Genomic DNA, 12029 nt, shown 5'->3' with positions numbered 1-12029 from the left:
TGCCTCACAGCGACCATCCAGGAGTTCAAAATGAGCGCGAATGCAAATACGAACAATGAGCGGCCATTACGCGAGCAGCACTGCGCCACGCTCGACGAAGGCTTCAACTGGCACCGCATCCGGCGCCTGTCCCGCAAAGCCTGAACACCAGGAGAAGCAGACATGGACAAGCATTGGGTGCCAGGGCCGGAGCACTTGAATTTTGCCTGCGTGCTTGCTGGCATGGAGCCGGTGCCGCTCGACCGCGCGTTCAACTACCTGGCCCTGGGCTGCGGCCTCGCATCCGGGGAGCCTCCGCTTGCGGGCGGAAATCCGAACGGCAGGTTCCATGCGGCCCGGGCCGGCGCGGAGCCCGCTGCCGACTTGCCGCCGATGGATATCGTCGTCCTGTACGGCTCCTATGGCTGGCTGGATCGGAAAGAGCGGCGGCAGGTCGTCGAGCTGCTCAATCGATGCCTGAAGCCGGGCGGCGTGGCCTATGTCGGCTATAACGCCTTACCCGGGTGCAGCAGCATCCTCCCTCTGCAACGCCTGGTGCTTGAGCAGGCCAGGCTGCATGGTGCCGATACGGCGCAGCAGCTGGCACATGCGGCAGCCCAGGTCGATCAACTGCGCGACGCGGGTGCGGCCTATTTTGCGGACAATGACACTCCGGCCATGCGCAGCCGCCTGGCCGGTTTTGTGCCGGCATGCCATGAGTTCACGCAAGGCGGCTGGGAGGCCCTGTACCACGCCGACGTTGCGCGCGCCCTGGCCGACGCCAAGCTGGAATACGTGGCGTCGGCCGACCTTTGGTGGAGCGATCCTGGCCGCTACCTGTCGCCGGCACAACGAACGCTGCTCGATGCGCAGGCGATACCGATATTGCGCGAGACGGTGCGCGACGTCATGCTGGATACTGCGTTCCGGCGCGACATTTATGTAAGGGGCGCCCGCCGCATGCATCCCATGCGCCAGGCGGATTGGCTGGGCAGCTGCCGCCTGGCTTTGGCGGTACCCCGGGAAGAAGCGCGGGCGGAAGCGCCGTTAGCCGCCATGCTGGACGCGTTGGCCGGCGGGCCGCAGGCCGTCGCTGCGCTGGCACGCCTGCCGGCGCAGCAGGACAAGGACATGCTTGCCGTGGCGCGCATGGCCGGCTTGCTGCTCGATTCCGGCCATGCGGTTATCTGCAACCAAGGAGCGTAAACATGGATTGGAACGACGGCTATGTGGCGGACCTGGACTATCCTGCAGCGTTCTTTGCCGAACAAAGCCCCGGCCACCTGAGTATTGCCTGCATCCTGAATGGCGTCGAACCGGTTGCGCCGGACCGGCCCTTCACGTATTTCGAGCTGGGCGCGGGCATGGGGTTGACATCGAATATCCTGGCGGCCAGCCATCCGCACGGCCGCTTTTACTCCAATGATTTCAATCCCGCACACGTGGCCAGTGCCCGCCAACTGGCGGACGAGGCGCGGCTGGAAAACATGACGGTGCTCGAGTCCAGTTTCGCCGACCTTGCCGCCGGCAAGGTCGACCTGCCGCCGCTCGACTACATCACCATGTACGGCATTTATAGCTGGATTACTCCCGCCAACCGGCAATGCCTGGTGGAGTTCATCGGCCGCTACCTGAAGCCCGGCGGCGTCGTCTACGTCAACTACAACGCCTTGCCAGGCTGGACCCGCGCCTTGCCCTTGCAGCGTTTGCTGCTCGAACATGCGAATTGCAATCCGGTGCCACGCCTGGCGCAACTGGAGCACGCGCGCGGGCTGGCGAAGCAGCTGGCCGAGGCGGGCGCCGCGTTTTTCGACGGCAGCAAGCAACTGGATTACCGTATGGCGTCCCTGTCCCGGGACAAGGCGGGCTACCTGGCGCACGAATACCTGAATAGCGGCTGGCAGCCGCTCTACCATGCCGACGTGGCCGGCGGCCTGGAGGCTGCCGGGCTGGATTTCGTCGGTTCGGCGGACCTGCCGCTCGCCTTCCAGGACGATTACCTGACGTCGCAGCAGCAGGTGCTCCTGGCCGGTATTGCCGATGCCCGCTGGCGGGAAACGATGCGCGATTTCCTGCTTAATACAAGCTTCCGCGAAGACGTCTATGTGCGCGGCATGCGCAGCATGGCGCCGGAGCGCCAGGCCGGCTGGCTGGCCAGGCTCGGACTGGTCCTGACGTCGGTGACGCAGGCCGGCCCGGCGCAGGATCCTGCTGCCAATGGCGATAGCGCAGCATTGCGCCAGATCAGCGAGGCGCTGGCAACGGGGCCGAAAACCCTCACCGAATTGGCAAGCTATGTTGGCAGCAGCTTGCTGGCGGTAGCGCGCCTGGCTGCGCGCCTGGCGGCCTCGGACAAGGCGGCATTCTTCTTCATCGACAGCGAAGCGGTGGACGCTGCACCGGCCCTGCGCATTAACCGGGCAATCGCAGCCCAATCCAGCTTTGGCGACCATTACCAGGCGCTCGCTTCGCCGCTCTTGGGCGGCGGCCTGCATTCCGGCCTGGCGCAGCGCCTGGTCTACCAATGCCTGGCGCAGGAAGCTGCCAATGCGCAGCCCGACGCACATGACGTCAGCCGGCGCGTGGCGTCGCTGTTGCAGGGCCACCTCGCTACCTGCATTCCTGGCAGTGCCGCGCAAGCCGCCTTGCATGACTTGCGCGAGGGATTGCCGCAGACCGTGGCGGCGATCCTGGCTTACCGGCTTCCCATCTGGCGCACGTTACAGATGCTGTAACACGCCGGCCTGCTAGAATATGCCGGTCATGGGCCAGCGTCGGGCCGATGACGGCATCCGGCCAGCGTGCGCGACGAGATGGGGCACTTGCCAGTGCAATCCGAACGTCCAGAAAACAAGGAATTCGATGGTTCCAGCCAGGCAGCCAATGCGTTGCTGGCGGAGTTATGCGCATTGTGCGGCCAGGATGCCGCATCGCCGCCGGTCCTGGAACTGCAGTTCGGTGTTGTCGTGACCCGCACCGCAGTGGATGCCGACCCCGGGGGCGCTTGCCTCACCATTTCGGCGCGGCTGCCGGCAATGGGCGAGGATGGTTACGCGCCGCTGGGCGAAAACGCCCGTTTCGATGGTTTGGATTGCATGTGGCATGCCGATGAAGGCTGCCATATCGCGATGCGCAGGGTGGCGCTGGTCCTGCTTGGCGACGAGCGCAGTGTGATGGATGCGATACTCGAAACGGCCGACATGGCCCAGGCCTGGCATGCCAGCCTGGCGCTGGACCAGCCACCGGCCTGTTGACCCTTCATTCGCGGCCGCACTGGCGGCGCGCCGCTGCACGAACACGGGCCACGCGTGAACGCACGGTACCGATCGGGATATCCAGCTCCCTGGCTGCTTCCTCGTAGCTCATTTCCCCATCCAGCACGGCCTCGAAAGTATTGCGGATCGCTTGCGGCAGCTCGCCCAGCAGGTGGTCCACCATGCCCGCCATCTGGCGCAGCTCGCACAGCAGGGCTGGATCGGCGTGCGTATCGACGATCTGTTCCAGGAAGCTGTCGTCGGTCTCTTCGTAACGGTCGGCGCAATTGCGGCGTACCTGGTTGCGCGCGAGGTTCAGGGCGATGCCGAACAGCCAGGTGGAGGGCTTGGACAGGCCGGAGAACTGGTCGGCGCAGCGCAGCGCTTCGACAAAGGTGTTCTGCACCACGTCTTCCGCATCGCCCGGATTGCCCAGGTAGCGCTGCACAAAGCGCAGCAGGTGGGTGCGGTGCTTTTGATACAGGTGCACCAGGTCGATGCCGCCAGGCGCCATGGCCGGCGCAGACGGCAGGGCGAAGACATTGGCGCTGGCAAGGACTGGGACCGGCATGGCATGGCCGGTGCTATGAATATCGGTGGCAGCGAGCTCGGTTTGGTACATGATGTTCTCCCACTGGGCTGTTGCATCGTCGGGCAGGGCGCCTGTTGGAAATGGCGTCCCGGCTTGTGTAGGGTGAAAGATAGCAGCCGGTTTGCCGTCTGTTGCGCTTCCGTGAACATTGATGAGACTTTGAAAAAAGTTGAGGAAAGCGGCCCCGAATTAGTGCCCTCGATGCGGAACCGCGTTGGCCGCTGCCGCCACTGATGCCGCATGAAGAACGTATCCAACTCTCCGCCAAGTCCCGCCGCGCTTGAACTGCAACTGCAGGTTTCCAGGCCCGCCCATTCAGTCCACGACCTGCGTCTTGCGCATGTGATGGTCGACCTGAAGGCGCGCGAGGCTGTCGACATCGAGGCCGGCGTCAAGGAGGAACTGGCTTTCCAGAACAAGACGCTGGAGCAGCGCCGGGTACCTGTGACAGTGCGCACGGCGCCGCGCGGCTCATTGCGGGACAAGTCGCGCAGCCAACATGCCGGCAAGGCGGCACATGTCGGCAGCCTGGGCCACCTGGATGAGGATCATGATGAATGGCACCCCGTGCAGCGCGCACTGGAGATGCTGCGTGAAGACAGCAGCCAGCAAGGCCGGGCCGCGGCGGAAGCAATGCTCGCCGAGCGCTTCGACATGGTCCAGAGCTACAACGCCTTGCTGGAGGCGCTGCGCGAGGCCGACCTGCTGGATGGCCTGAGCGCATACAGGAAGAGGGCGTTGAAAGGCACGCTCAACGAAATGATGAGCGACATGATGCAGCGCAGCTCGGGCGACCTGCGCCACACGCTGCAGGAAACCGAAGAACTGCATGGCGCCATCGAGTCCATGGCGGATGACCCGCTGCCGACCACGCGCGAACTGCGCTTCCTGATAGGCGGCAAGGCAAAGGGCCGTGTCGACGTGCCGTTGACGCCACTGACGATGCTCAAGGCACTGATACGCAATTTCGGTGCTGAGCACTGCGTGTCGGCCATGGAGAGCCTGCGCTCGCGCATGATGGCTGGACTTTAAGAGGGAGGGCGTCATGGGAGCGGATTTGCGGCGAAACCCGGAGCGCAACTTGGGCCGCTACTGGTTGACGATGTCGGATGCGAAAGCCTTCACCGTGGTCAGGTCGGTGTTCGATATCGCCGAAGCGCTGCGGCGCGACCTGGCGGACCAGGCTGCGCTGGTGGCGCAACCGGACGTACCGGAACTGGCGGTTCAGCTGCTGACGGCTGCGGAAACCGGATGGGGCAAGGCCAAGGCAGTCGCGCTGATGGCCCAGTTGGGCGACGTGAAGCCGCTGCCTGCTGCGGCGCGCGGCAGGGCATGGTCGCTGCTTCGCATCGCGATGGAAGCGTTGCCTGCCACCCTGTGGGCAGCCGACAAGCTGGGGACCCGGCGCGAGCTGCTCGACGAATTGCTGCGGCAGGCCGAGGCCGCGCAGTCCGAACTTCCGCTGTTGCCGGGCAAGGCCGAACGGCGCGAACAGGAATGGCGCGACAGCATCGCGGCGCGGGCCAGGGGAGAGCGCGCGGCCATGGGAGGCAGGCAATGAAAGAAATGAACGAAATGTACATGCAACTGGCTGCGCAGGCAAGGCTGCACAATGCCGTGGCCACGGCGTCGCTGGCCGGCGGCGCACAGCTGTTGGTCTATCCGCTGGAACACGGCGTCCTGCTGGCGCTTGGCGCAAGCGCACCGGGTCAACAGCCGCTGCGGGCGGAGACCCTTCTGCGCCGGCGCGGCGCCGACTTGCGGCGCTTCGGTGCATGGTTGCCGGCGCTTTTCGCCGACGGCAGCTGGTACCTGGTGCGCCGTTGCAGCGACAGCGAGTCGCATGGGCTGGAGGACAATGAATGGCTGGCGGCAGAGGAGTTGCTACTGTGATCAATACACGCCTGAACGATGCTGCAGGCCTCGGCTTGCAGGGCTTGGCCGATGCCGGCGAAATCCACAGCCTGGCGCCCTCGCTGCAGTCGGTCAAATCGCGGCCATTGCTGCTTCCCGTCGAAGAAGCGCTGTCGCTGCCGCCGCCGGTGCTGAGTGCCGACCCGAAGCTGGAGATGCTGGCCCAGGCCGTGGGGCCTGAGCTCAGTTTCGACAATCCGGTCTGGCGCGGCAATCCCTTGCCATCGCTGCGCGGGCTGCAAAAAATGCTGATCGACCAGGCGCTGAAGGTTCCGTTGGAGGAGCGCGGCCCCGGCCTGCGCGCCGTGCAGGTAGTGGAAACGGCCGTCCAGTTGCGGCTGCGCTGGCAGCAGATGCGGCGCAGCGACGCCGAACCGGATCGGGCATTGCAGACCGCGGGAGGAGACCAGGATGAAACTGCGCAGCACTAAGGCCGCGATGGCAGAGGAATTGAGTGCGGCGATCGGGCTGGTTTGGGGCCACATCGGCGCCTTGCAGCATGAAGAAGCCCATGCGCTGGCCAGCGCATGCCTGGAACTCTGGCCCGGTGAAAAGAACCTGCTGCTCCTTGCCGGTTATGCGGCGACGGAACTAGGCATGCCAGCCGACCTGGCCGAATTGCGCAAGGCATTCGGCTCGCAACCCTGCCTGGAGCTGATCGCCCGGCGCCAGCCTGCATAAGGAAAACATAGCATGCAATCGATGGCTTTCGTCTTGTTCCTGAACGGGATTGCCGCCAAGGTGGCCAAGCGTGCGGAGTTGCTGGCCGCCGGCCTGGTGATCGGCATCGTCTTCATGCTGGCCTTGCCGATGCCGGTGTGGCTGCTGGACATCCTGATCGCCTGCAGCCTTGGCGCCTCGGCGCTGATCGTGATCGTTGCCATGTATATGCCGGGGCCGACGGCATTTTCCACCTTCCCCGCGGTGCTGCTGCTGACGACCTTGTTCCGGCTGGCGATTTCGGTATCAACTACGCGCCTGATCCTGCTGGAAGCGGATGCCGGCCATATCGTTGAGACCTTCGGCAATTTTGTGGTGGGCGGCAACCTGGTGGTCGGCCTGGTGATTTTCCTGATCCTGACGGTGGTGCAGTTCATCGTCATCACCAAAGGTTCCGAGCGCGTGTCGGAAGTATCGGCCCGCTTCTCCCTCGACGCGATGCCGGGCAAGCAGATGTCGATCGACAGCGATTTGAGGGCCGGTATCCTGACGGCGGAGGAGGCCAAGGAAAAACGCGCCAAGCTGGGGCAGGAGAGCCAATTGCACGGCGCCATGGATGGCGCCATGAAGTTCGTCAAGGGCGATGCCATTGCGGGGATCTGCATCGTGGCGATCAACCTGGTGGGCGGCATTTCGATCGGCATCGTGCAGCGGGGCATGGAAGCGTCGCAGGCAATGCAGGTGTATTCCATCCTGACCATCGGCGATGCCCTGATCGCGCAAATCCCGGCACTGCTGATTTCCCTCGGCGCGGGCATGATCACCACGCGCGTGAGCGGGGCAGGCGAGGAGGGCGAAGAGAGCAATATCGGCCAGGACATCGTGGGGGAGCTGTTCAAGGAACCCAAGGCCTTGCTGACCACGGCCGCCATCATGCTGCTGTTCAGCGCCATTCCCGGCATGCCGACAATGGTATTCCTGACGCTGGCACTGGGCCTGGCGGCGGCTGGCGTGATCGGCATGCTCAAGCCGCTGGCCGATGCCGAAAAAGAGAGGGCTGCGCAAGAGAAGGAGCGGCAGAATGCCAGCATCGTCGACCTGACCAATTTTTCTGCCACCACGCCCTTCATCCTGCGCATGCCGGAATCGATGCGCGATTCGCCGGAAGCGGAAACCATCCGCGTGGCAGTGCGCGTCATGCGCAATGGCATGCTGGAGCGGCGCGGCATCCCGGACCTGAAACCTATCGAATTCGAATACCACCATTCGATCCCGGACGGGCGAGTGCATTTCCTGATGGCCGAGGTGCCGCTGATCGATGAAGAGATCCGCCTCGGCTGGGGCGCAACCCAGGAGGCGGCGGGGCGCCTGCAGGAGCTGGGCTTCACGGCCGTCGAGGCCCAGGTTGCCGGCTCGCGGCGCCGGCGAACCTGGGTGCGCATCGACGACGAGGCCGCGCTGGCGGGGGCGGGCGTGCAGTACCAGCGCTGGGAGGCGATATGCGGGGCGGATATCGAGGTCGAGATGCTGCGCAATTGCCAGATGTTCGTCGGCGTCAATGAAGTGATCCGCTTCACGCGCTGGGCAGAGCGGCGCTATCCGGAACTGGGCAAGGAGGTCAACAAGACCCTGACCTTGCCGCGCCTGACGGAGGTGGTGCAGCGCCTGACCCGGGAGGGCGTCTCCTTGCGCAATGCGCGCCTGCTGCTTGAAACCACGCTGGATTGGGCGCCCAAGGAGCGCGATCCGGACGTGATCGCCGACTATGTGCGCCTGGCACTGAAGCGGCAATTGTGCTTTGAAGTGGCGCGCAACGGCTTGATCGAGGTGATCCTGCTGTCGCCGGAATTGGAAGACTTGCTGCGCAACGCCATGCGCCAGACCAGCCAGGGAAGCTATCTCGACATCGATCCCGAGACCGAGCAAATGATTCTTGACCGCCTGGGTGAGCTGTCGCACAGCGTGTCTTCGCCGGTGGCGCCGCCGGTGCTGGTGACGGCGGCAGACATCCGCCGCTCCGTGCGCAAGCTGATTGAGGAAGAGTTCTTTTCGGTGCCGGTGTTTGCATTCTCCGAGTTGACCCAGCACCTGAGGATCCAGCCGGTAGGCATGATCGAGGCATAGATTTCGGAACCGGGTGGCGTGCGCCAGCCACTCATTGTTGCGGCGCGATCCAGGCGCCGCTAACTGTGGAGGTGAAGACATGGGCGAACAATCCGGGCTGGAACTGAGGATACTGAGCGGCCTGCATCGCGGCGCCAGCCTGCCGCTGGGCGGCGAGCGCTATGTGATCGGCGCCAGCGACGATGCTGACGTGGTGTTGCTGGACCCAGGCGTGGCCGGACGCCATGCCACGCTGCGCCATGACGGCGATCGCTGGCTGCTGGCGGCGCTGGAGGGAAGTGTACGCAGCGCAGACTCGGACACGGAGCAGGAAGAACACGTCCTCGCACCTGGCGACTGCGCGCGCATCGGAGCGGTATGGATTGGCATTTCAGAGGCGGCGGCGCCGTGGATGGAGCCACCGCAGCCTCCTGCTGGCGCGGCGGCCGCGGCATCGGGCGATACCGCCGCGGGCGAAGGCCGGCACGCGCCTGCGTCGGCGCAGGAGCCGCTTCCATCGCCCGCCAAACGCGGCAGGCGGCGCAGCCGCGCCATGTGGGTGCCGCTGGCTGCTGGCACCGTGCTGGCAGGCGTTGCATCGCTGGCTTTCAGCGCCAGGTCGGCGCCGGCGCCGGCCATGCCGGCAGCACCCATCCCGCTGGCCGCCGTTCCGCCAGTGTCCACGCTTGCGCCAGCGGCCCTTGCCCAGGCCTTTCGCAAGCGCCTGGCCGACGTCGACATGCTGCGCCGCTTCGACCTGCAGCTTGATGAAGGCTCCTGGCGCCTGAAAGGGGCGCTCGACGAGGAAGAAACCCTGCGTTTCCGGCGCATCCTGGCCGACTTCGTGAAGGCTAACCATATCGAGTTCCCGATTGACGTGCAGCTGGGCGGCGCCGATAGCCTGCTGCCGTTCCAGATCCAGCAACTGGTGACGGGCAACCAGGCCAGCATCGTCACCACAGACGGCCAGCGCCTCTATCCCGGCGACGAATACAAGGGTGTGCGCCTGACCGCCATCGACGGCAATCGCATCACTTTCACCGGGCGCGAACCGATCGAGGTGCGCTGGTGACGGGAATCGACGCAAACCTGCAGCAGATGCGCGATGCGATTCCCGCATGGAGCGCGCAACTGCCGCCACATCCCGGTTTCTCCAGCCGCGGCAAGGTGGCGCAGGTGCTGGGCACCCTGATCGAAGCACATATGCCGCCAGTGAAAATCGGTGAGCTATGCCATCTGTATGACCAGCAGCGCGGCGGCGCGCCCATGCTGGCGGAGGTGGTGGGTTTCACCGAGCGTTGCGCCGTGCTGTCGGCACTCAGCCCGCTGGAAGGAGTATCCAGCAGTACGGTCATCGAACCCTTGCGGCACGCGCATACGATCGAGGTGGGCGACCACCTGTTTGGCAGCGTGCTTGACGGATTCGGCCGGCAGATGTTCCGCGCGCCCGCCGCCAGCGGCGTGGCCGGCACCTGGCGTTGCACGGTGCCGGTGATTCGCGATGCTCCCCAGGCGGTGGAGCGCCCGCGCATCGTCACGCCCCTGCCTACCGGCGTGCGAGCCATCGACGGCATGCTGACCATGGGGCTTGGGCAGCGCATCGGCGTATTCGCCGGGCCAGGTTGCGGCAAGACTACGCTGATGGCAGCTATCGCGCGCGGCTGCCAGGCCGAAGCGATCGTTTTCGGCCTGATTGGTGAACGGGGACGCGAGCTGAATGAATTCCTGGAGCACGAGCTCGATGAAGAACTGGTGCGCAAGACCGTCATCGTTTGTGCCACTTCGGACCGCACGTCGATGGAACGGGCGCGCGCTGCCTTCACCGCCACAGCAATTGCCGAAGCATTCCGGGCGCGCGGCAAACAGGTGCTGCTGCTGGTCGATTCGCTGACCCGCTTTGCCCGGGCCCAGCGCGAGATCGGCCTGGCGGCGGGCGAACCGCCGGCGCGCGGGGGCTTTACGCCGTCGGTCTACACCATGCTGCCGCGCCTGATCGAGCGCGCCGGCAGCACGCCCGAAGGGGCGATCACCGCCATGTACACGGTGCTGGTCGACGGCGAATCGGCTTCCGACCCGATCGGCGACGAGGCGAAGTCACTGCTGGATGGACACATCCTGCTGACGCGCAAGCTGGCGGAGCAGGGCCATTACCCGGCCATCGACGTATTGGCGAGCATCAGCCGCGTGATGAGCAATGTGACGACGCGCGAACACCGCGCCGCTGCCGGGCAGTTCCGGGAACTGCTGTCGCGCTATCAGGAAATGGAGCTGCTGATACGCCTTGGCGAATACCAGCCGGGTGCCGACCCGGTGGCCGACCGCGCCATGCAACTGCGCCCTGCGCAACTTGAGTTCCTGCGCCAGTACACCGGCAGCGGCACCGGCACGCCGTTCCAGGAAACGCTTGATACCTTGATGGGAATGCAGGCATGAGGCGCAGCAGGCGTGAAGTGACCGAAGTAGCCGAGCCCAAACGGCCGGACCGCAGCCTGGACCAGCTGCTGTACGTGCGCAAGCAAAGGCTGGGGCGCCTTGAACGGGAGCGCAGCAGCGCCCGCGAGAATTGGCGGGCCAGCCGCCAGGCGCTGCACGACTATAAGTTGCGCAAGCGTGAGGCGATGCAGAAGGCGGCGCAGTTCTGGCTGGAATCGCGCGCCCAGTTCCTGCGGATGACGATCACCACGGGCCAGTTCCACGTTGCCAAGGCACGCCATGCGCGCATGAAGGAGGAAGCTGCCAGCCTGAATTTGCGCTGCCAGGAAGCGGTGCGGACCTCCCGTCTTGCCGGGGCGCGCTTTTTCGAGGCGCTGGCCGAAGCGCGGCGCGCCCAGCGGCAGCAGGAGAAGCTTGGCATCATGCGCGATGAGCTGAAAGCCTTGAGAAGGCAAGCCGGGGAGAGCGAATGAACCGGCTGCCTCCGGCTTTGCCGGGTCGCTGGCTGGACGGACTGCTGCCAGGCGAGCCGAATACGCGGCCGGGACAGCAGCCGGGCTGGCGCTTTGCTACCGCGACCGCGAAGCCGCCCGCGACAGCGGCACAGGTTCCGCCAAGGCCGCCGGTGCGGACGCTTTGCAAACCGCCGGCCTCCGCACATGCCGAGCCGGCGCGGACGGTGCGTGCGGTGCCCAATCCTGTACGCGAGCAGCAGCCGGAAGATCTTGGGGCCTTGCTAGCCTGCACGAATGGCGGAGGCGACGGACGAGAGGGAGGCAACGGCGGCGAGGGGACAGGGCAAGGCGATGCTGAGCCGATGGCACCCGGCGCGGCGCCGGCAAGCGCGGGGATGTTCGATGCGCAGGACATCGTAGCCGTGCTCCCCGCGGGAGACTGCAGCGGCATTTTTGAAGTTCAGCTGCCAGGGGGCGCGACGATGGCTGTTGCCGTGGATGCCGGCCCGGCCGCAGTCGCCTATCACCTGAAGCCCGCCAGCAAAGTCCTGGCCGAGCGCTTGCGCGGCCAGCAGAAGGAACTAAGCGCCCACCTGGAACGACGTATAGGAAAGGATGTGACCCTGACCATACTGTAAG

General features: G+C 65.4%; 14 protein-coding genes. 13 read left to right on the top strand and 1 reads right to left on the bottom strand.

The genetic code is table 11. The features are described from left to right. Positions 1-162 precede the first annotated feature (162 nt). The 3 genes from ASD58_RS00355 to ASD58_RS00345 all read left to right on the top strand — a co-directional run bounded on the left by ASD58_RS00355 (position 163) and on the right by ASD58_RS00345 (position 3233). The gene (locus ASD58_RS00355; RefSeq protein ID WP_057258947.1) at positions 163-1185 is read left to right on the top strand and encodes a methyltransferase regulatory domain-containing protein; all 1023 of its coding nucleotides are present in this window, start codon (positions 163-165) and stop codon (positions 1183-1185) included. A 2-nt stretch (positions 1186-1187) separates the two neighbouring features. Beyond that, complete coding sequence (locus ASD58_RS00350) at positions 1188-2714, top strand: class I SAM-dependent methyltransferase (protein WP_057258945.1); 1527 nt, start codon at positions 1188-1190, stop codon at positions 2712-2714. Positions 2715-2807: 93 nt separating this feature from the next. Next, on the top strand, positions 2808-3233 hold the full coding sequence (locus tag ASD58_RS00345; RefSeq protein WP_156401085.1) for a hypothetical protein: 426 nt from the start codon (positions 2808-2810) through the stop codon (positions 3231-3233). 4 nt (positions 3234-3237) lie between these two features. Here ASD58_RS00345 and ASD58_RS00340 read toward each other — a convergent pair whose 3' ends face one another. Next, entirely contained in the window at positions 3238-3855 is a 618-nt protein-coding gene (locus tag ASD58_RS00340) for an RNA polymerase sigma factor (protein WP_229209857.1), read from the bottom strand. A gap of 210 nt (positions 3856-4065) precedes the next feature. Here ASD58_RS00340 and ASD58_RS00335 point away from each other — a divergent pair, with 210 nt between their 5' ends. The 10 genes from ASD58_RS00335 (at position 4066) to ASD58_RS00290 (ending at position 12028) form a co-directional block, all read left to right on the top strand. After that, entirely contained in the window at positions 4066-4857 is a 792-nt protein-coding gene (locus ASD58_RS00335; RefSeq protein WP_156401084.1) for a hypothetical protein, read from the top strand. A gap of 13 nt (positions 4858-4870) precedes the next feature. After that, on the top strand, positions 4871-5386 hold the full coding sequence (locus ASD58_RS00330; protein WP_057258939.1) for a hypothetical protein: 516 nt from the start codon (positions 4871-4873) through the stop codon (positions 5384-5386). After that, positions 5383-5718: a hypothetical protein gene (locus ASD58_RS00325; protein WP_057258937.1), complete on the top strand. Its 336-nt coding sequence runs from the start codon at positions 5383-5385 to the stop codon at positions 5716-5718. Before ASD58_RS00330 ends, ASD58_RS00325 begins: the two co-directional genes overlap by 4 nt. Further along, positions 5715-6170, top strand: a complete 456-nt coding sequence (locus ASD58_RS00320) for a hypothetical protein (RefSeq protein WP_057258935.1) — start codon at positions 5715-5717, stop codon at positions 6168-6170. The genes ASD58_RS00325 and ASD58_RS00320 overlap by 4 nt, the downstream gene beginning before the upstream one ends. Then, on the top strand, positions 6151-6420 hold the full coding sequence (locus tag ASD58_RS00315; protein ID WP_057258933.1) for a hypothetical protein: 270 nt from the start codon (positions 6151-6153) through the stop codon (positions 6418-6420). The genes ASD58_RS00320 and ASD58_RS00315 overlap by 20 nt, the downstream gene beginning before the upstream one ends. Positions 6421-6432: 12 nt before the next feature. Continuing rightward, positions 6433-8523, top strand: coding sequence for a type III secretion system export apparatus subunit SctV (gene sctV / locus ASD58_RS00310; RefSeq protein WP_057258931.1), 2091 nt, complete (start codon positions 6433-6435; stop codon positions 8521-8523). A 79-nt stretch (positions 8524-8602) separates the two neighbouring features. Beyond that, on the top strand, positions 8603-9574 hold the full coding sequence (locus tag ASD58_RS00305) for an FHA domain-containing protein (RefSeq protein WP_057258929.1): 972 nt from the start codon (positions 8603-8605) through the stop codon (positions 9572-9574). 26 nt (positions 9575-9600) lie between these two features. Continuing rightward, entirely contained in the window at positions 9601-10935 is a 1335-nt protein-coding gene (locus tag ASD58_RS00300; RefSeq protein WP_057259676.1) for a FliI/YscN family ATPase, read from the top strand. Next, positions 10932-11408 carry a hypothetical protein gene (locus ASD58_RS00295; RefSeq protein ID WP_057258924.1) on the top strand — a complete coding sequence of 159 codons (477 nt, stop codon included), beginning with the start codon at positions 10932-10934 and terminating at the stop codon, positions 11406-11408. The genes ASD58_RS00300 and ASD58_RS00295 overlap by 4 nt, the downstream gene beginning before the upstream one ends. Then, the gene (locus ASD58_RS00290; protein WP_057258922.1) at positions 11405-12028 is read left to right on the top strand and encodes a hypothetical protein; all 624 of its coding nucleotides are present in this window, start codon (positions 11405-11407) and stop codon (positions 12026-12028) included. The genes ASD58_RS00295 and ASD58_RS00290 overlap by 4 nt, the downstream gene beginning before the upstream one ends. Position 12029 lies beyond the last annotated feature (1 nt).

Source organism: Duganella sp. Root1480D1 (genome assembly GCF_001427305.1).
Lineage (GTDB): Bacteria > Pseudomonadota > Gammaproteobacteria > Burkholderiales > Burkholderiaceae_D > Rugamonas.
Note: the sequence above shows the minus strand (reverse complement) of the source record. Positions and strands in the feature narration are given on the sequence as shown.

Coding starts and splice junctions, on each gene's coding strand:
- ASD58_RS00355 (WP_057258947.1), top strand. CDS start 163: ATGGACAAGCATTGGGTGCCAGGGCCGGAGCACTTGAATTTTGCCTGC.
- ASD58_RS00350 (WP_057258945.1), top strand. CDS start 1,188: ATGGATTGGAACGACGGCTATGTGGCGGACCTGGACTATCCTGCAGCG.
- ASD58_RS00340 (WP_229209857.1), bottom strand. CDS start 3,855: ATGTACCAAACCGAGCTCGCTGCCACCGATATTCATAGCACCGGCCAT.
- ASD58_RS00335 (WP_156401084.1), top strand. CDS start 4,066: ATGAAGAACGTATCCAACTCTCCGCCAAGTCCCGCCGCGCTTGAACTG.
- ASD58_RS00330 (WP_057258939.1), top strand. CDS start 4,871: ATGGGAGCGGATTTGCGGCGAAACCCGGAGCGCAACTTGGGCCGCTAC.
- ASD58_RS00325 (WP_057258937.1), top strand. CDS start 5,383: ATGAAAGAAATGAACGAAATGTACATGCAACTGGCTGCGCAGGCAAGG.
- ASD58_RS00315 (WP_057258933.1), top strand. CDS start 6,151: ATGAAACTGCGCAGCACTAAGGCCGCGATGGCAGAGGAATTGAGTGCG.
- sctV (WP_057258931.1), top strand. CDS start 6,433: ATGCAATCGATGGCTTTCGTCTTGTTCCTGAACGGGATTGCCGCCAAG.
- ASD58_RS00305 (WP_057258929.1), top strand. CDS start 8,603: ATGGGCGAACAATCCGGGCTGGAACTGAGGATACTGAGCGGCCTGCAT.
- ASD58_RS00300 (WP_057259676.1), top strand. CDS start 9,601: ATGCGCGATGCGATTCCCGCATGGAGCGCGCAACTGCCGCCACATCCC.
- ASD58_RS00295 (WP_057258924.1), top strand. CDS start 10,932: ATGAGGCGCAGCAGGCGTGAAGTGACCGAAGTAGCCGAGCCCAAACGG.
- ASD58_RS00290 (WP_057258922.1), top strand. CDS start 11,405: ATGAACCGGCTGCCTCCGGCTTTGCCGGGTCGCTGGCTGGACGGACTG.